Origin of the sequence: Moorena sp. SIO3H5, from assembly GCF_010692395.1 — a bacterium.
In the GTDB taxonomy this organism is placed as follows: Bacteria; Cyanobacteriota; Cyanobacteriia; order Cyanobacteriales; family Coleofasciculaceae; genus Moorena.
Genome location: NZ_JAAHHS010000126.1, coordinates 1 through 18,695, shown reverse-complemented (window position 1 = coordinate 18,695; position 18,695 = coordinate 1). Strand labels below are relative to the sequence as shown.

The following is an 18,695-nucleotide window of genomic DNA, read 5'->3' as shown; positions in this document are numbered from 1 at the left end:
ACTTTATACCTTTAACTTTATACCTTTAACTTTATACCTTCAGCCACCGCCTCGATAGTACAGTTCAAGAAAGCGGAAAAACTTTTCACAGAGTTCTGGATCTCTTGCCCCAACGTTTATTTCTTTGGTAATTTCTGCTACAGCCTGTTTCCAGTAGGGGCGAATGCCTGGGGGGTCACTACGGTTACGATATAGCCGCTTGCTGATGATAGCATCTGCCGCATTAACGAGCTGAAAGACCTGAACAATGTAAGGAATTTTCTCACCACGCAACCCATCCGGATAACCAGTGCCATTCAGCCTCTCTTGGTGGGTACGCACTAAGAATGCAAACTCCTTTAGGAGCGGATACTGGTTACAAATCAGTTCTGAAACTTCAGGATACTCCTTAACTTTTGTCCACTCCTTTTCTGTCAGCGGTCCTGTTTTGAACAGGATCTGATCGGGAATGCTAATTTTCCCTAAACCGTGGCAATAGCACAAAAAAACCAGCTGACGCATTGCTTCTGGCTCTAAGTTTAACCAGCGCCCAAAATGCATACACATAGTTCGCAGACGATAGCACCTTAAGCCAATGGGTACGTTGCGAGCCAACTGGATTTGTTCAAGGAAATTTAGGATATCGGCGTCCCCAGAACGAAGCATCAAACTTTGAAGTTGGTTTTGATTTTAACAATTAAATTATCCCTATCTATTAGCTTACAGATGTGAAATTTTTATGAAGCTAATCCATTTGATTAAGTCTTTGTCCCATAGTGGTACTCCTTTAGAAGTAGTTAGAGACGTTAGTAAAATCCACTTCTATAGCAATCCTAAATCATTGTCTTGATGCAAAGCGCGAGTGGGGGAAACCACGCCAGTTGCTCATGGGGGGAACCACGGCAGTCGCTCATGGGGGGGACCCCCAAGACCGCGCTGCCTCCCCAAGACCGCACTGGCTCCCCAAGACCGCGCTGCATCGCTTGTAAAATCAGCAAAATCTGGGATTATTGCTGGGCAAGGGTTTTAGCGATTCGGCGTTCGCGCAGCGTGGCCTACGGCCACAGCCGACGCTATCGCGAACACTTTGGCCAATATATTTCACGAATCATATAGGACTGCTATAGCAATAAATAAAACTGCAATAATACTACTTATTTAAAAGTAGCTAAATCCCGATTTTGGTTAATTTTTCATGACCCTGAGTCAGTTTATTGAGTTGCGATCGCATAGTGAACTAACTCAACTAGTTTCTGACGCAATGTCTCCAGTCCAAGACGTTTACTAGCAGAAATAAAAACTCCTTGAGGAAATTCTTCTTTCGCTAACGCTAGGGTATCACTATCTACTTGGTCGATTTTATTAAATACTACTAAAATCGGTCCTGGTGTAATGGGCATATCCCTTAGAATTCCCATTACAGAACGAATCTGACTAGCCCACGCTGAATGGGATAAATCCACTAAATGCAGCAAAGCATCTGCTTCTGTTACTTCTTCGAGGGTAGCCCGAAATGAATCTACTAAGGGTGGGGGTAACTCGTGAATAAACCCTACCGTATCGATCAATAGCATAGCGCCAGACTTACCCGTTAGTGAGTCAACAATAGGTAAGCGTCGTGTGGTGGGGTCAAGGGTAGCAAATAACTGGTCAGCGGTATAAACCTCAGCATTGGTTAGGGTATTCAACAGGGTAGATTTGCCGGCATTTGTATAACCAACGACCGCCACTGTCGGAACATCCTGTTGCTGACGCCGCTGTCTTAACCTTGACCGATGAGCCTGTAATTGGTTTACTTCTTGTTGAAGTCGGGTAATTCGACGCTGAATGGAGCGGCGTTCGGTTTCCAGTTTGGTTTCACCCGGACCACGAGTACCAATGCCACCTCCTAAGCGGGACATTGCCTGACCCCGACCAGTAAGGCGAGGCAACATATATTCTAGTTGTGCCAGTTCCACCTGCAATTTACCAGCACGGGATTGAGCTCGTTGGGCGAAAATATCGAGAATCACTTCAGTACGGTCTACAACCCGAACACCAATTTGGGATTCTAGGTTGCGAGCTTGCGCTGGTGATAGGTCGCGGTCAAATACTACCAGATTAGCAGCTAGGGTTTGGGTAGTCAGGGCAATTTCTTCGACCTTACCGCTACCAACTACTGTTTGGGGATGGGGATGCGATCGCTTTTGCTGGATTACGCCTAATACTTCTCCACCAGCAGTTTCCACCAACCGCCCAATTTCTGCTAAGCCATCTTCAAATCGCTCTGGGCTGATTTTTTCAGTCATTAATCCTATAATCAGCACCCTATCTTGGTCAACATCAACTTGCTGAGCCACAAATTGCCGTCGAAACTCAGCTTCTAGCTCTTCGATCAATTCCTGGAAATCCTGCTTGGTCAGAATATCCAGACTCATGGGTGATGATACACTCCAATTTAGGAGTTGAGAGTCTACCTTATTGTTTGCTTCTGAGTTACTAGGAGGGAGTAAATGTGCGAGATAGGTTTCTTTGATATAACCTGTTGCTCCACCACCCCGCCTGATCATACCTGACCCAGTAATCGTAAGTACCACCAATGCATCCAATCGCTGAATTGCCATAGCGGTGAGGGTAGATTCTCTAGGGGTTTCTGATTTGAGCTGAGTGGCGATACAGCGAATCCCGCACAATCGTTCAGCACCGTAACGGGGCAATTCCAGGGGAGGAATTTTGGTCTGAGTAGGGGTACCTACAGCCACACGAATCACTTGTCCCCGGCGATTGATGTAGGTGCATAGGGGCTGTTGAATGTCTGTGCTAATGGCTGCAACACGTTGAGCAAACTCCGGCGTAGTCAAGTTATCGCTGGGTAAGCGTTGGTGATACAGCCGTTTTAGTTGCTTGAGCTGGCTAGGCTTAAGACCTTGAAGATTACCGTAGATAGTATCGATAGGCGCTACTGACCAGTAACCTGGTTTCCAAGACTACTGTATCTATTTTAAGACTTACCCAGTGAAACCAAAAATCCGGCTTTGCTACGGGTATAGGGTACCGGATTTGATATTACTGTCAACTAACCTTTTGCCCTAGCCAAATTTTCCCCTACCTGTAAGACTAATACTGATTCACCAGCCCGAATCAAGGTTTTACCGATTGGCACCAGCGCTAGACCATTGGTATAAGCAAGATTAATCAAATTACCAGAACTATGACTACCACTGGCCAGATGAAATTCGTAGGCACCAGCTGCATCTAAACACAGTTGTCCCCACAGGTAAGTTTCCCGGGTTCCACCGGCATGTAAGTCATTAGATGCGATCGCTTTGACAAAAACTGGTTTCGAAACTTCCTCCGGTAAACCAGATAGTTTTAACAGTGCTGGTTTAACAAACCGCCAACAACTGACTAGTGCTGAAACGGGATTCCCAGGTAGACCAAAGTACAGTACTGGACGTTTTGAACAGGAGGGAGTAATAGAAAGATCACTTTCTTCTGGGGAATTAGGCAAGGGGGAGGTAAAGGTAGCAACTGTTAGGGGTTTACCGGGTTTAACGGCAACCGAGTGGATGTGAATCTCTGCCCCGAGCTGGGCTAATATTTGGTCTACATAGTCATAATCCCCCACTGATACACCGCCAGTAGATAGAACCATATCTGCTTCGGAGATAGCGTTTGCGATCGCATTTTTTAGATCGTCTGGCTGATCGCGCACAATCCCCATAGGTATGGGTACTCCCCCCAAGAGGGAGACAAAGGTAGCCAAGGCATACTGATTAGAATCGACAATTTGACCTGGTTGTAGGGGTTGGTCAGGGGTTACTAGCTCGTTGCCAGTGGAAAAAATTGCCACCCTAGGACGCCGATACACTGTCAATTGGTTACACTGAGCTGCAGCTAAGACGGCGATTTCTGGAGCACCAAGCCTAATTCCTGGTTTCATAAGACTGGTTTGGGCTTGGTAAAAAGATGCCCGATGACGGACAAAGGCTTGGGGTTGGGGAGCCTCCAAAATCAGCACCTGATTGTCCTGGAGCTTGGTGTTTTCTTGGATCACCACCGTATCAGCTCCTTTTGGCATACAACCTCCAGTAAAAATCCGTGAGGCTTGTCCGGGTTTGACTTCACATTGGGGTTGATATCCAGCAGGGATTTCTTCGACAATAGTCAAAACTACTGGTTGTTCGTGATTGCAGGATTGGACATCGCTATAACGCACGGCATACCCATCCATGGCTGAATTATCCCAGTGCGGAAAATCTAAGTTACTGGTCACTGTTGTGGCCAGAATTCTATTAGTAGCAGCGGATAGCTCTACCACCTGTGTTTCCAGCCGTGGGTCAAAGGGTTGAACCAAATTGAGAATGATTGACTCTGCTTCTTGAACTGGTAGCATTGCCTATTAAGTATCAAAGATGAACGATGCAGCACTATTGCATGAAGGACAAAGTGAAGGACTTGCGCTCTGGTGCGCGTCAAATCTTTCCTAATTATCCTCTTAATCAATGGTAGGTTTTTAGCTTTCATCGGAAATTTCGATTCTGATGCGTTCATCTTCTGTTCCGACTCTTTGATCCACGAACAACTTGTAGCTTTCATCCCGTGACTAGATCAATTATCGATAGATTACGATTAGGGTTATCCGTAGGCATTGCCAAAACCGTCACCGCTCTGGTTCGGTTATTAAACCTAGGGGCAGCAAGTGTTCTGCCTGGAGCAATTGCCCGTCGTTTCCAGCCTCAAGTGCTTCCGTTACTCTTAGCTCAGGTCAGACGAGGTGTGATTCTAATTGTTGGTACTAACGGTAAAACTACCACCTCTCTACTTCTATGCACTATCCTGGAAGACCTTGGTTGGCAAGTTGCTCACAATAGTACTGGGGCAAATTTGATTAATGGCTTAGTGACCGCACTCCTAGTTCATACCAATGAGATTGGTCAGTTGGATGCTGATTACGCCATTTTGGAAGTGGATGAAAATGTGCTGCCCTTGGTATTGCTTGATTGTCAGCCTAAATTTATTTTGGGCTTAAACCTGTTTCGTGACCAGCTCGATCGTTATGGGGAAGTGGATACCATTAGCCGTCGCTGGCAAAATGCGATCGCTCCCTTACCTCAGGAAACCGTTGTAGTTTTAAACGGCGATGACCCTACCCTGTCTTACCTCGGTCAACAGTTACCCCAGAGAGTCTTTTTCTTTGGGTTAAGTGAGCGAGATCTCTATCTTGATGAAATTCCCCATGCGGTTGACTCAATTTACTGCCCCAGTTGTGGACATCCCCTGGACTATGAGGGGGTTTATCTGTCTCATCTAGGAGACTATCACTGTCCTCAATGTGGCTTTAGTAAACCTCAACTCGGAGTCAATAGTAGCCAGTGGCCACAAATATTAATTGGTATCTATAACAAATACAATACATTGGCAGCGGGATTACTAGCTATAGACATGGGAATTGAGCGGGATACCATCTACAACAGTATTAAAACCTTCCGCGCTGCCTTTGGACGAGCAGAAGAATTAGTTGTGGATGGCAAGCGGGTTCGGATTCTGTTATCAAAAAATCCAGTAGGGATGAATGAAACGATTCGGGCTGTAAATGACTTGCAAAAACAAGGTGGAGCATCCACTAAACTAGTGGTACTCAATGACCGAACCCCTGATGGCACAGATGTGTCTTGGATTTGGGATGTGGATACAGAGAAATTAGTGAACTCAGGGGGAACTGTGGTAGTCAGTGGCGATCGCGTTTATGATATGGCAATCCGTCTACAATACAGCCAGAATCAAGACCAGAATCAAGATCAGACTAATTGCCAATTGATTATTAAAGAAGATTTATCAGAAGCGATCGCTACCGCTTTGGAACAAACTCCAGATCATGAAACCCTTCATATTTTGCCTACTTATTCTGCCATGTTGGAAGTGCGGGGACTTTTGACTGGGCGCAAAATTTTGTAGGTATTTTTAAGGGAGAGAATTGGAAATTTTATTAACTCCTGACTCATGAAAAATTCTGCCAAAATAAATCTATACCCCCAGTAGGAGCCGATCAAGAAACCATGACTCAAAGTATTGACCGGGTGGTTTTACCTCCTCCTTTCCCAGATCACACCCAACTACCAGAATCAGATGGAAGTTTTGTGAAAAATTTTCAGGAACACCCCCAAAGCATCTTACTCACAGATTCCATTGGACCAGTTTTAAAGGAAATTCATCCCGATGGATACTATGCCATTGGACAAGACTGTGGTATCTATTGGCGAGAAACTGACCCACCGGAAAAAGGAGCAGAAGCTCCTGACTGGTTTTATGTTCCCAACGTTCCCCCTAAGTTAGATGGTGAAATTCGCCGTTCCTACGTGATATGGCGAGAATATATCGCTCCTTTAATTGCTCTTGAATTTGCCAGTGGGAACGGGGAAGAAGAACGAGACCAAACTCCTCTATCCCGAAGTGAGGAAGGAAAAGTCACTAAACCAGGCAAATTTTGGGTTTATGAGCAGATTATACGCATTGCCTATTACGGCATCTATGAAATCAAAACCGGTAACTTGGAGGTCTATGAATTCCTTAAAGGTTTCTATCACAAAATGAAGCCCAACGAGAGAGGTCATTATCCCATTGAAGCATTAGGAATCGAATTGGGACTGTGGCAGGGAACCTATCAAAATCAAAACCAACTCTGGGTAAGGTGGTGGGATAACCAAGGTAATCTATTGCTGATTGGTAATGAGCAGGCAGAAATAGAACGTGCACGAGCTCAAAAAGCTGAACAGGCAATCTTCGAGGCTGTGCCCCGTTTCTTGAAGATGGGACTAACAGTGGAACAGGTAGCAGAAGCCCTAAGCTTGAGTGTAGAACAGGTACGAGAACAAGTTGAGGGTTGAATAACTGTAAAAAGTCATGAGCGTTATCAAACAAACCACCGAATGGTTAGAAACCAACTGGGTTAATCCCGCCTATGGAGGTTTTCTTTTAGCAGGAATTGCCATTTGTTTCTTTGGTGCTGCCACCAATACCATGGCAGGATGGCTCTATGTGATCAGTGCGATTATTTTTGCCCTACTGGTAATTGCCGCTATCTTGCCAATGCGATCGCTTAACCATCTATCAGTACGCCGAGGTCCGATCTCACCAGTCAGTGTGGGAGACCAGTTAACCATTGAACTAGAAATCGAAAACCCCACCCTCGGACCTCAAAGCCTATTACAAATTCAGGATATGCTCCCACCAGAACTCGGAGCAATCACCAAAACACCAGTAGCTAGCATTCCAGCCCAAAGTGTCCATCGCTGGGTTTACTACCATCCCACCGCCAAACGAGGAGTCTATCGCTGGCAACAGGTACAATTGAGAACTGCCACACCCTTGGGATTATTTTGGTGCCGTCGCCGTCGATATGCTAGTGCTAGGGCAGTAGTTTATCCCACTGTACTTCCCCTTACTCGCTGTCCCCTAGTGGATGAAATTGGTAAAGAGGACAGTATGCAAGTCCAAAGCGATCGCAAATCTCAATCACTTAGCCAAGACCTTACCAAAGCACTACGACCTTACCGAGTTGGTGACCCTACCCGTCTGATTCACTGGCGCACCAGTGCTCGTTACGGTGAATTACTGGTACGGGAGTTAGAAGTATTGACTGGTTCTCAAGAAATTATCATCTGCCTCGATAGCTCCAGTCAATGGCATCCGGAAGACTTTGAACAAGCCGTTATTGCTGCTGCTTCGATGTACTCCTATGCTTGTCGGACTCAGCCAAATGTGAAATTATGGACACCAATAACAGGGTTATTGCACGGTAACTCAGTAGTGTTAGAGGCCCTTGCTGCCACCCAAGCCGGAGTTGATGGGAAAGCTGAAGAGCAACCCTATTTACCCCCCTATCTACCCTTGATCTGGCTGACTCAAAATCCTGTTAGTCTTAACTCCCTACCCCCTGGAAGTCGTTGCTTACTGTGGCCAAAAGATGTATCCGTGGGGAAGCCAGTCCAACAACTTAAGCGCGATAGTTTGGGAATTGTAATTAATACGACTGAGCCCCTAAAACCTCAGTTACAGCAACCGATACAATAGCAAATAACCTGTGAAACGCAACGGATTATGAACGGAGCTAAGGTCAGGTTGTTTGCAGTCTGGTCTGCTGATTTAGGGTAAAGCAGAAGGTTTTGGTATGTCTTAACACCAATTCAAGCGATCAAACCATTATCCTAAACTATGTATCGCTATCCCAACGATCAACAAATATCCGATTGACCTGTAAGACAGTACGATACAATTCTAAGAACTCTTTCATAACTCAATTTTACTAAATGACTACATCACCAATAGCTAATCAAGCCAGTGATAGTAAACTGGAGGCGATGCAAAACTTTGCTCAGACTTATGCTCAGCGGACTGACACTTACTTCTGTGTTGACCCAAGCGTAACTGCTGTGGTTATTGAGGGACTTGCCAAAAACAAAGAAGAACTCGGTGCTCCCTTATGCCCTTGCCGCCATTATGAAGACAAAGAAGCAGAGGTGAAAGCTACCTTCTGGAATTGCCCTTGTGTCCCAATGCGGGAACGCAAGGAGTGCCACTGTATGTTATTTTTAACCCCGGATAACGATTTTGCCGGTGATAAGCAAGAAATTTCCTTAGACGAAATTAAAGCTGCGCGAGATAGCATGGCATGACAGCCATAGTACTACCTGAAGAATTTTGGCAGGGTGTCGATCAATTTAATCAGCAAGAGTTTTACGCTTGTCACGACACCCTTGAAGCTTTATGGATAGAAGCAGTTGAGCCGCAAAAGCGGTTTTATCAAGGAATTTTACAAATATCTGTTGCCTGCTACCACCTAGGTAATCTAAACTGGCGTGGTGCAGTGGTTTTACTCGGTGAAGGGATCGGACGTCTCAGTAACTATCAACCAGACTATGGGGGAATTGATGTCACTGAGCTACTATCTCAAAGTGTTAATCTCCTACAGGCATTGCAAAAAGTCGGCTCAGAGCAAGTTGCTGATTTTGTTAGACAGTTAGAGGCGGCTGACAGCAATCATGTTGTAGTTGGTGGCGAAGGGGTTAGGGGTTTTCCAAAACTCAAGGGAGTTGATGGTTAACCATTAACTTGTTAACCATTAGTTGTTAGCACATGCTTTCAAGGGATGAGAAACTTTGTTGGTGCCTAGTCGTCAAAACTAAAACACGTGCCTTAGAGCAAAAAGCCCATTTTCATTCCCAAGCTATGGCTGGATTTGCTTAAACTAGTAGGCAGAACAGCTTATTGGTATTCGAGATCAGTCATCACACACAACAGCATGAAGTCCGACCTTAAATATACTAACCGATTAAGGCATAATCTAGGTCTAAGATTATTCTTGCCAGTTACCTTGGTAGGTGCGATCGCATTACCAACTTTCCTTAACATCCCCCAAGCACAAGCCCAAAATAAACCAAAGGCCGTAGGCCACGCTGCGCGATCAGCAGCTGATGGAGGTGCCTTGACGGTTCGCTCTGATGTCCAGGAAGCTAACTCCAAAACTGGCGTAGTCACAGCCCGTGGCAATGTCCAAATTAACTATCCCGCTCGCCAAATACAAGCAACTGCAGCCCAAGCACAATACTTCAGCCGTGAGCGCCGTCTGGTTCTCAATGGTAATGTTTTTGTGTTGCAAGAGGGCAATAGTATTCAGGGTGAAACCATTACCTATTTGATTGATGAAGGACGCTTTGTAGCCCTGCCTCAACAGAACCAACAGGTAGAATCAATTTACATCGTTACAGACTCAGACAGCACCACATCACCTGCTCCAGGGCTTCCCTAGCTAAATCAACCCCTACCATCAGCCATTATGGCTTAAAAACTAGATCTTAATTGATAGAATAGCCTGCAACCACTTCTGGTCATTTCCTGGTCATTAGTTAATTACAAAGTATATAAGGATTATGGACTATTGACTAATGACCGATTAAAGGTGCTATCTGTGAAAATATTATTAGATAATATCCATAAGTCCTATGGCAGGCGCAGTGTTGTCAGTCGCGTTAATCTTTCCGTTGCCCAAGGAGAAGTTGTAGGGTTGCTTGGTCCTAATGGTGCTGGTAAAACTACAACCTTTTACATTGCCACTGGTCTAGAAAAACCCAATCTGGGTACGGTTTGGCTAGATGATCAAGATATCACTGCCATGCCGATCAATCGGCGAGCCCAGCTAGGTATTGGTTATCTGGCTCAGGAAGCTAGTATCTTTCGCCACCTTAGTGTTCGGGACAATATTCAATTAGTCTTAGAACAAACTGGTGTGCCTCGTAGTGAGTGGCGATTAAGAATGCATTACTTACTCCAAGAGTTTCGTTTGGAAAAAGTTGCCAATACCTTAGGTAATCAAGTGTCTGGAGGAGAAAGACGTCGAACAGAACTGGCAAGAGCGTTAGCTGTTGGTTCATTTGGACCTAAGTTCTTATTCTTGGATGAGCCATTTGCTGGTGTCGATCCCATTGCTGTCTCAGAGATTCAAAAAATTATGGCTCGATTACGCGATCGCCAAATGGGAATTCTGGTGACTGACCACAATGTAAGAGAAACCCTAGCGATTACTGACCGCGCCTACATTATGCGAGAAGGACAAATCCTGGCTGCCGGAAGTGCTGAAGAACTTTATGATAATCCTCTAGTACGTAAGTATTACTTAGGGACAGGGTTTCAACGATAAAAGAAGCGATTAAAAATTAATAAGCGCGATTAGCAAATCGTAAACAACTCACCGCTAACTCACAACGCGAGTATAGCGGGAGCTTTTAAGCTCAAAGTTTACCAGTCTAAGTTCTATAAGAACTACGTTATTTCTAAGTGTTCAAGTTCCTACCTGGGGATGCGTAGCTAGTCCCCAGCTCTAGAACCCAGTTATTAAACAGGTGTAATTGAGTTAAGCCAGTGTAGCTGGGAAAGTACCGAGAAATAACTTTGACTAAGCTAACTTTACCCTAGCAATAGGAGGAAACACAGTTATGCGTGTATTTGTGCTCAACAAAAATCGACAACCTTTAGATCCATGTAGGCCAGCAAGAGCTAGGATTCTACTTTCAACAGGTAAGGCTAAAGTCTATCGTCGTTACCCGTTTACTATAATCTTGACAGAGGAAATAAAAGAACCTATAACTCACGGGTCACAAATCAAAATAGATCCTGGAGCAAAAACAAGTGGTTTAGCTATCGTCCAAGGAAATCGAGTGGTTTGGGGAGCAGAGCTTACCCACAGAGGCTTTCAAATTCGAGACGCACTAACTTCTCGTAGGCAATTAAGGCGTGCCCGACGCAATCGTAAAACTCGATATCGTAAGCCCAGATTTCTTAATAGAACTAGATCAAAAGGTTGGTTAGCTCCTAGCCTGATGTCTAGAGTTAAAAACATTTTAACTTGGGTTGAAAAGCTGACTAGAGTATGTCCTGTGACTGGTATCTCTCAAGAGCTAGTTAGATTTGACACTCAAAAACTACAAAATCCTGAAATATCTGGGATCGATTATCAGCAGGGCACACTTTACGGTTACGAACTTCGGGAATATTTACTTGAAAAATGGAATCGTAAATGCGCTTATTGTGGGGCAACAGGTACTCAGTTAGAAATTGAGCATATCAAACCCAAGTCTAAAGGCGGTTCCAATCGGGTTTCTAACTTAGCTATTGCGTGTCACCCATGCAATCAAGCTAAGTCTAATCAAGATATTGAGCTTTTCCTGTCTAATAAGCCTAGTGTCTTGAAGCGTGTATTGAGTCAAGCGAGACGCCCTCTCGCTGACGCAGCTTCTGTTAATACAACTCGCTGGAAATTATACCACGATCTAAAGTCAACTGGAATACCAGTCGAGGTTGGCAGCGGCGGATTGACTAAATTCAATAGATGCCGTCAAAACCTGCCAAAAACTCATTGGCTAGACGCAGCAAATGTCGGGAAAGTTGAAACATTGATCATTGAAGTAACCCATCCTTTGCTGATTACTGCCAAAGGTCACGGAACTCGTCAGCTTTGTCGAACCAACAAGTATGGATTCCCTGTCCGTCACTGTTCAAGAACTAAAATTCACAAAGGCTTTCAAACGGGTGATATTGTCCGAGCTGTGGTAACTAAAGGCAAGAAAATCGGTACCTACGTTGGACGAGTTGCAACTCGAAAATCAGGATATTTCAATATCTCAACTAAATCAGGACTGGTGCAAGGAATCAGTCACAAGTATTGTCAATTTATTCACAGGAAGGATGGTTATGCCTATACAAATTAAAGCCTGTCCTCCCTTTCCTGAGTGCCTGTCACCTGGGGTAACCCCAGGTGTTTATATGGCAAGTCTCACCGCTAAATCAAAGATTATAGCGGGAGACGACCGGGAGGCGGACAGATGAAATTTGGTAAATCCAAGTCCATCATTGCACTAATGCCTGGCTTATCAGTGATGGATCGCTACATCGTATTTGAGCTAATCCCACCACTGCTGTTTGGTATAGGTGCTTTTTCATCACTGGGTGTAGCTATTGGAACCCTATTTGAGTTGGTTCGCAAAGTTACTGAAGCAGGATTACCACTGGGAATTGCACTTCAAGTGCTACTGTTGCAGATACCCCAGTTTATTTCCTATGCTTTACCAATGTCGATGCTCTTAGCTGCTCTGATGGCATACTCTCGCCTCAGTAGCGATAGTGAGTTGATTGCCATGCGTAGCTTTGGGGTAAGCATCTACCGACTCGTAATACCTGCTGTAGTGGTGAGTTTGCTCGTTACAAGTCTGACATTTGTATTTAATGAATTAGTGGTTCCTGCGGCTAACTACCAGTCCAAAATCACCTTAGATAAAGCGCTCAAAAAAGAAAGACCATCCTTTCAGGAAAGGAACATATTTTATCCCGAATATCAAAAAGTAAAGCTACCCAATGGCAAAAAAGTAAACAAAATTAAGCGTTGGTTCTACGCCGAGGAATTTGATGGTAAGCAGATGAGAGGCTTGACAATTTTAGACTTTTCTCATACCGGTCTGGAACAAATTGTCACCTCTGAGTCTGCCGTTTGGAACCCCACTGAAAATCTATGGGATTTTTTAGATGGGACTATTTATATTATATCTCCCGATGCTTCTTACCGCAATATTCTCAGATTTCAAAAACAAAAGCTACAACTTCCTAGAACACCTTTGGATTTGGCAAAAAAAAATCGTGACTATGGTGAAATGAACATTGCTCAGTCTCTAGAGCGTTTGGAGGTATTACGCCATAGTGGTAATGCTAAAAAAATCCGTAAACTTAGGATCAGAATTCAACAAAAAATTTCTTTTCCCTTTGTTTGTCTAGTTTTTGGTTTAGTGGGAGCTTCCTTGGGAACTCGTCCTCAACGTACAGGTAAAGCAACCAGTTTCGGCATTAGTGTTTTAGTGATTTTTTCTTACTACTTATTAGGGTTTATAACGAATGCCCTAGGTCTAGTTAACATTTTCTCTCCTTTGATGGCAGCCTGGTTGCCTAATTTATTTGGACTAGGTGCGGGAGGATTGTTGTTATATAGGGCTGCCCGATAGATAGGCCTGATAGAGAGGTAGTTATTGTTGCTAATTGTAAATTGCTAATTGTAAACCTGAATCCGTTGATTAAGAGCTAGCATCAAGTTACAGCGAAGCTGAAATATCTAACATCGTTGAAACCTGCTATGTCTTATCGTAATCAACCTCCTGCCTACCTCCGCTATTGGAAAGCTCAACTACAACCTTTGGGACGACCAGCATTTTGGGGAGCAGCTGTCTTGTTATCCCTAATGTTGTGGTTTGTCCGGGAATACTGGAACCGTCCAGAATTGTTAAGGGCAATTGGGATCAATCAAGTGGCTGAAACTGATACTCCCACCGTGGAACCAACCCTGTCTTCTGAAGATGATGAACTAGCGGCAACGTTGGCTGATATTGATAATTCTGCCGTGCTATTAGCAGAGCTCGAAACCCTAAGTGCTATATCAGTACCACCACAGCAAACCAAGAAAAGCAAAAAGTCTAAAACCAAAAATTCAGAAGGGTTATTTACTCAAGTTATTCAGCAGACAAAAGCTAACTCCCAAGCAAAATCACCTTTGCTAACCCCAAACGTCGTACCTCAGCAGTCCTCAAAAGCCAGAAATCCCTTTGCTACATCTACAAACGATTTGTTTAATATTCCTCCCGTTCCTGGGAATGGCTTACTGACCAATCCTAACTCTGTTAATCAGAGATCTTTATCCTCAAGCACACTGAACCCGACTAATTCTGTCTTGGGGTTGGGTTCCCTCAATTCCCTCTACACTAATCCAGCAGAGTTACCAGTCAGCCCTTTACAGGAAGCCTTGAATAGGCTTAATGCTGCTAAGTCTAATACCGGTAATAGCAAACCTCAACTACCTGCTAACATATTGCCTTCAAATATCTCCTATCCAAACAGGGGAGTTCTCGAACAACGGAACTCAGGAACTCAGGACATTAAAGCTAGGGGCCCGATACCGTTGAGGGCAACTGGCAATCAAGCATTACCGACTCCCTCCTATCCAGGACAAATTACCTATCCTGGAGCAATAAGACCAGGTGTAACCGGTAACAGGACTTTCTCGACCACACCCACAACAGCTCCTTCTTCGGGACAAATTAATTATCCTGGAGTCAATTTACCTCGAACAAGGAACGATAGAACTTTTCCGACAACACCTACAGTTCCTCTCAATTCCAACACCTACTCTACTCCATTCCGGCAAGCTACCGGTGTACCAACGGCAGCACCGCTTACACCAGTAGCACCGCAAGGAACTAGTAAATTGGGGCAATTTTCTACCCAGTCTACTAGTCAAAATCAGTTTTTCAATCAGCCTCGCTTAAAGTCTAAGCTTGAACGAAGTCAGCTGAGGCGACCTAAAATTATTATTTCCAATCCTTGACATTCCCCGGTCTCCCATACGGGGAGATTCTCTTTTAATAAATTTTGGTTAATCGACTCGCCCTAACCTGACAGCTTGACAGCAACCAAGGGCTTAGGGCAAATCTTCCCAAGGATTGCCCTTAAATGTAGACTTGCACGTTCGGTTCATCGACCCAGTTTCTGGCATCGCCTGTCGTAACAAGTTTCCTCACAACCTCTGTTGATCGGGTTACCAACTTAAGACACTCAAGTGTCAACTAAAATATTTAATGATTGCCTCAGCAAACTCAGAACACTTCAGGGGAGGTTCTACTGGTGGAGTCATCATCCGGGCTAGGTCATAAGTAACTTCCCGGTTAGCGATCGCATCTGATATTCCCTTCTTAATCAAATCAGCAGCTTCTTGCCAACCCATATACTCTAGCATCATCACTGCTGATAAAATCACAGAGCCTGGATTTACCCGGTCTAAACCCGCGTGTTTGGGAGCTGTGCCATGAGTGGCTTCAAAAATCGCACACGTGTCACCAATATTCGCTCCTGGACCCATACCTAATCCACCAACCATAGCAGCAGCAGCATCGGATAGGTAATCACCATTAAGATTCATCGTAGCCAGAATAGAGTATTCCGCTGGTCGAGTCTGGATTTGCTGGAAAATGCTGTCCGCAATCCGGTCATTGACCATCACCTTATCTTGCCATTGACCTTGCCCATGGGTGTCCCATATGGAATTAAGGACATTTTCCACTTCCTGGATCACTTTCCCCTGTTTTTCTGGGGTCAAGGCATCATAACCCGGTTCAATCGCGCGAGCATTCTCTTCCAGGCTAATGTCAGGATTTTGCTCCTTGTTGCTCAGAATCCAAGATTCCCGTTCAGTTATACATTCTGCTCGAAACTCTGTGGTTGCTAGTTCATAACCCCAGTCCCGGAACGCGCCTTCGGTGTACTTCATAATATTCCCCTTATGTACCAAAGTCACCATCTGCTTTGGCTTAGGTAGCCTGAGGGCATGTTGGATGGCGCGGCGCACTAAACGCTGGGAGCCAGTTTTACTGATGGGTTTAATGCCAATACCAGCATCTAAGGGAATCTGTTTTTTGCCATGTTCTGGAGTCGCTGGGATTAGATCCTGATTGAGTAAAGTAATCAATTTTTCAGCAACTTCGCTCCCTTTGGGCCATTCAATACCCAAGTAGATATCTTCTGTATTCTCCCGATAGACAATCACATCCAGTTTCTCTGGAGTTTTGTGGGGAGAGGGGGTTCCTGGGTAGTATTTACAGGGACGCACACAGGCATAGAGGTCATTAATTTGCCGCAGGGCAACATTGAGAGAGCGTATACCACCCCCCACAGGAGTTGTCAAGGGTCCTTTGATAGCAATGCCGTATTCTTTGATGGCATTGAGGGTGTCTTCGGGTAAATACTGATAAGTACCGTACTTTTCGCAAGCTTCGTCACCCGCGTAGATTTTAAACCAGCTGATGCTGCGATCGGTACCATAGGCGCATTGGACTGCTGCATCAATTACCTTCTGGGCAGCTGGCCAGATATCGACGCCAGTACCATCTCCGCGAATAAACGGAATAATTGGGTTGTCAGGAACAATGGGTTGACCATCCTTGTAGGTAATCGCAGAACCAGTCTGGCAAGGGGAGATTTTCTCGTACATAAAGTAGTTTTAATGAATTTCAGATGGAAGTTGGCAATAGACCTATAGTCAGAAAACTACCAGATCTCCTGCACTGGGCTTGAGACATTAAGCTTTTTTGCTGATCAACCCCAGGTAGATGGTAGTTGAGGTAAAGTCTATCCATAGGGGGATGGCAAAAACTCTACCCTTGTTAATCTTCTCATTAAGATGATTACTACTTTACAGGGCAAGACTGACAGAAAGAGCAGGTAGTTGTTGAGCTTTCTTCCCGAAAATTCCCATTTCTGGGTATTAGCATGAGTGAACGTAGTTCAAGTTCAAAGCTTTGATGAAGTTATTACACCATGGCTCAACTGTTTGAAATCAGCCTTTATGCTGAAATAGGGGTTCTATAGCTTAAGTTCTCCTGTAATAGGAAGGTGTTCAACTGTTTTACAACAGTCAGCTAAGGCTGCTTTGTGCAGCGCCATCGCTCCTAAAAAATTGCTTGGGTGATGTGTCAATAGTTAGGGCTTCAACACCGAAACTTACAGTGTTATTAGCATAGATGCTGCCTATGGTCAAATGAATTCCAATTAAAAGATATGGTGTATTGTTTGTCTGAGTGGTCCAATCACAGACTTCCAGCCAGATGGCAGCAGCATCAATTCATGACCAATTGGCAGGAGTGTTTGTAGAAAAGGTGGCTCCAGAAAGAATATGAAAAAGATTTTAGTTGTTGACGATGATAAAACCCTGCTAACTCTTTTGAAGCGCTACCTGGAACATCGAGGATACCAGGTAGAACAAGTGTGTTCGGGAACTGAAGCCTTGGAAGCTTGTCTCAAAAATCCCCCGGATCTGGTAGTTTCTGATGTACTGATGCCGGAAATGGATGGTCTAGAGTTTTGCCGTCGTCTGAGAAACATTCCCAATGGTAGGCTGATGCCATTTATTTTTTTATCTAGCAAAGCAGAATTAGAAGACCGTATTAATGGTCATTCTATGGGAGCAGATGATTATTTAACTAAACCAGTTGCGCCTAGAGAACTAGAGGCAAAAATCGAAGCACTGCTAGAGCGCTCGCACCGTATCCATGCTGAAATTGTTCGGTTGATGCAGCAAGCTACTGCTATAGCTCCTGGCCATCTAGCTAACCAATTCTCAACAGCTGCTGGTGTTGAGAATTCTAAGACTTTTGCTCAGGTAGGGGCAAAACCTCAACCTCTACCCTTGACACCAGCAGAAGAACGAGTATTTTGGCAAGTTATTCAGGGGTTAACCAACAAAGAAATAAGCGATCGCCTATTTATCAGCCCTCGTACTGTTCAGACTCACCTCAGTAGTATACTCCATAAGTTGAAACTAAATAATCGTAGCCAATTGGTGCGCTTTGCCTATGAGCAGGGATACAAACGTCCCAAGGAGTAGACATGGTGCAAAATCTGGTTTATTGGTCAATCTTCGATTTTGACGGAGCTGCCTTGTATATATACTTCCAAAAGACATCAACTGAGCTTTTATTTAACTATTAGCTATCACCCATCAGCCAATTTCCTCACTGCTGACTGACCACAAGCTAACCCCTTAAGGTATAAACTATCAGCTTTCAACTTCTTCCGCAACTAGTCTTCGGTCTACCCAGCAAGTCTCATGTTGGGAAATAGGTGTTGAAATTGACAAAATGCCTGTATTCTGATTCACAGTGTCCAGCGTCGAGGCTTTGGATATAGCGTTTGTGAGTTATATCCGCCCAAACGAGAAGCCGTTTTCTACAAAAATGTTGGTTTACTGGAGTTTAGACTATGACAAAATAACTCAGTTTCCTTTTGAACCTGAGATGTTAGTAAATTCAGGTAAACTTCCGTCTAATTTTTATTATGTTTAGCTTTTTTGTGAGTGATTTTGCATTTTTTTACCACGGAATAACGAGTTATTTTGTTTATTTTTTTTCTGGTTTCCATCCGGTCAATTTTTCACAAGGTTTGGGAGGCCGTGCTGCATCAAGACAGTGATCGAAAATTGTGGAATAAATAAGACAAGCAGTGAAGTCCGTTTTTATATAAGTAGTTTCTGGGGGGGCGACATGAGAGCTAAAAAGTAGACTGTATAAGCTTCATAGCTCTCATACCTCGTAAATAATTATCGAGCTTATGACGACTTAAACGCATTAACTTATCAACTAATTCCCAACATTGCG

At 44.3% G+C, this 18,695-nt stretch carries 16 protein-coding genes; 11 read left to right on the top strand and 5 right to left on the bottom strand.

Annotated features, from left to right (window positions below; genetic code table 11):
• Positions 1-39 precede the first annotated feature (39 nt).
• The 4 genes from F6K52_RS15805 to glp form a co-directional block, all read right to left on the bottom strand.
• On the bottom strand, positions 40-645 hold the full coding sequence (locus F6K52_RS15805) for an HD domain-containing phosphohydrolase (protein ID WP_075903522.1): 606 nt from the start codon (positions 643-645) through the stop codon (positions 40-42).
• Positions 646-812: 167 nt separating this feature from the next.
• A complete protein-coding gene (locus F6K52_RS15800; protein ID WP_293079181.1) occupies positions 813-959 on the bottom strand; it encodes a hypothetical protein in 147 nt (48 codons plus the stop codon).
• A gap of 231 nt (positions 960-1,190) precedes the next feature.
• The gene (gene hflX, locus F6K52_RS15795) at positions 1,191-2,819 is read right to left on the bottom strand and encodes a GTPase HflX (protein ID WP_364417945.1); all 1,629 of its coding nucleotides are present in this window, start codon (positions 2,817-2,819) and stop codon (positions 1,191-1,193) included.
• A 215-nt stretch (positions 2,820-3,034) separates the two neighbouring features.
• Positions 3,035-4,354 carry a gephyrin-like molybdotransferase Glp gene (gene glp, locus F6K52_RS15790; protein WP_293079179.1) on the bottom strand — a complete coding sequence of 440 codons (1,320 nt, stop codon included), beginning with the start codon at positions 4,352-4,354 and terminating at the stop codon, positions 3,035-3,037.
• A gap of 206 nt (positions 4,355-4,560) precedes the next feature.
• Here glp and F6K52_RS15785 point away from each other — a divergent pair, with 206 nt between their 5' ends.
• From F6K52_RS15785 to F6K52_RS15740, 10 genes are all read left to right on the top strand, one after another.
• Positions 4,561-5,916, top strand: coding sequence for a Mur ligase family protein (locus tag F6K52_RS15785; RefSeq protein ID WP_293079177.1), 1,356 nt, complete (start codon positions 4,561-4,563; stop codon positions 5,914-5,916).
• 101 nt (positions 5,917-6,017) lie between these two features.
• Positions 6,018-6,845 (top strand): Uma2 family endonuclease, encoded by an 828-nt coding sequence (locus F6K52_RS15780; protein WP_293079175.1) that lies wholly within the window; start codon positions 6,018-6,020, stop codon positions 6,843-6,845.
• A 16-nt stretch (positions 6,846-6,861) separates the two neighbouring features.
• Entirely contained in the window at positions 6,862-8,031 is a 1,170-nt protein-coding gene (locus tag F6K52_RS15775) for a DUF58 domain-containing protein (RefSeq protein WP_293079173.1), read from the top strand.
• 236 nt (positions 8,032-8,267) lie between these two features.
• Positions 8,268-8,633 (top strand): ferredoxin-thioredoxin reductase catalytic domain-containing protein, encoded by a 366-nt coding sequence (locus F6K52_RS15770; protein ID WP_070395220.1) that lies wholly within the window; start codon positions 8,268-8,270, stop codon positions 8,631-8,633.
• A complete protein-coding gene (locus F6K52_RS15765) occupies positions 8,630-9,061 on the top strand; it encodes a DUF309 domain-containing protein (protein ID WP_293079172.1) in 432 nt (143 codons plus the stop codon). The genes F6K52_RS15770 and F6K52_RS15765 overlap by 4 nt, the downstream gene beginning before the upstream one ends.
• A 198-nt stretch (positions 9,062-9,259) precedes the next feature.
• A complete protein-coding gene (locus tag F6K52_RS15760; protein WP_293079170.1) occupies positions 9,260-9,766 on the top strand; it encodes an LptA/OstA family protein in 507 nt (168 codons plus the stop codon).
• A 159-nt stretch (positions 9,767-9,925) separates the two neighbouring features.
• The gene (gene lptB / locus F6K52_RS15755; protein WP_293079168.1) at positions 9,926-10,654 is read left to right on the top strand and encodes an LPS export ABC transporter ATP-binding protein; all 729 of its coding nucleotides are present in this window, start codon (positions 9,926-9,928) and stop codon (positions 10,652-10,654) included.
• Between the two features lie 295 nt (positions 10,655-10,949).
• Entirely contained in the window at positions 10,950-12,221 is a 1,272-nt protein-coding gene (gene iscB / locus F6K52_RS15750; RefSeq protein ID WP_293079166.1) for an RNA-guided endonuclease IscB, read from the top strand.
• Positions 12,222-12,335: 114 nt separating this feature from the next.
• Positions 12,336-13,502 carry an LptF/LptG family permease gene (locus F6K52_RS15745; RefSeq protein WP_293079164.1) on the top strand — a complete coding sequence of 389 codons (1,167 nt, stop codon included), beginning with the start codon at positions 12,336-12,338 and terminating at the stop codon, positions 13,500-13,502.
• A gap of 128 nt (positions 13,503-13,630) precedes the next feature.
• Positions 13,631-14,875 carry a hypothetical protein gene (locus tag F6K52_RS15740; protein WP_293079162.1) on the top strand — a complete coding sequence of 415 codons (1,245 nt, stop codon included), beginning with the start codon at positions 13,631-13,633 and terminating at the stop codon, positions 14,873-14,875.
• A gap of 234 nt (positions 14,876-15,109) precedes the next feature.
• On the opposite strand, the gene F6K52_RS15735 is transcribed toward F6K52_RS15740, so the two are convergent.
• A complete protein-coding gene (locus tag F6K52_RS15735; protein WP_293079160.1) occupies positions 15,110-16,534 on the bottom strand; it encodes an NADP-dependent isocitrate dehydrogenase in 1,425 nt (474 codons plus the stop codon).
• Between the two features lie 681 nt (positions 16,535-17,215).
• Here F6K52_RS15735 and F6K52_RS15730 point away from each other — a divergent pair.
• Positions 17,216-17,926, top strand: coding sequence for a response regulator transcription factor (locus tag F6K52_RS15730; RefSeq protein ID WP_293079158.1), 711 nt, complete (start codon positions 17,216-17,218; stop codon positions 17,924-17,926).
• Positions 17,927-18,695 lie beyond the last annotated feature (769 nt).

What these genes read in the sequence shown, in the direction of transcription:
- iscB (WP_293079166.1), top strand. Translation starts at nt 10,950, where the DNA reads ATGCGTGTATTTGTGCTCAACAAAAATCGACAACCTTTAGATCCATGT.
- F6K52_RS15770 (WP_070395220.1), top strand. Translation starts at nt 8,268, where the DNA reads ATGACTACATCACCAATAGCTAATCAAGCCAGTGATAGTAAACTGGAG.
- F6K52_RS15745 (WP_293079164.1), top strand. Translation starts at nt 12,336, where the DNA reads ATGAAATTTGGTAAATCCAAGTCCATCATTGCACTAATGCCTGGCTTA.
- F6K52_RS15740 (WP_293079162.1), top strand. Translation starts at nt 13,631, where the DNA reads ATGTCTTATCGTAATCAACCTCCTGCCTACCTCCGCTATTGGAAAGCT.
- F6K52_RS15800 (WP_293079181.1), bottom strand. Translation starts at nt 959, where the DNA reads ATGCAGCGCGGTCTTGGGGAGCCAGTGCGGTCTTGGGGAGGCAGCGCG.
- F6K52_RS15780 (WP_293079175.1), top strand. Translation starts at nt 6,018, where the DNA reads ATGACTCAAAGTATTGACCGGGTGGTTTTACCTCCTCCTTTCCCAGAT.
- glp (WP_293079179.1), bottom strand. Translation starts at nt 4,354, where the DNA reads ATGCTACCAGTTCAAGAAGCAGAGTCAATCATTCTCAATTTGGTTCAA.
- F6K52_RS15765 (WP_293079172.1), top strand. Translation starts at nt 8,630, where the DNA reads ATGACAGCCATAGTACTACCTGAAGAATTTTGGCAGGGTGTCGATCAA.
- F6K52_RS15760 (WP_293079170.1), top strand. Translation starts at nt 9,260, where the DNA reads ATGAAGTCCGACCTTAAATATACTAACCGATTAAGGCATAATCTAGGT.
- F6K52_RS15735 (WP_293079160.1), bottom strand. Translation starts at nt 16,534, where the DNA reads ATGTACGAGAAAATCTCCCCTTGCCAGACTGGTTCTGCGATTACCTAC.
- F6K52_RS15730 (WP_293079158.1), top strand. Translation starts at nt 17,216, where the DNA reads ATGAAAAAGATTTTAGTTGTTGACGATGATAAAACCCTGCTAACTCTT.
- F6K52_RS15805 (WP_075903522.1), bottom strand. Translation starts at nt 645, where the DNA reads ATGCTTCGTTCTGGGGACGCCGATATCCTAAATTTCCTTGAACAAATC.
- F6K52_RS15775 (WP_293079173.1), top strand. Translation starts at nt 6,862, where the DNA reads ATGAGCGTTATCAAACAAACCACCGAATGGTTAGAAACCAACTGGGTT.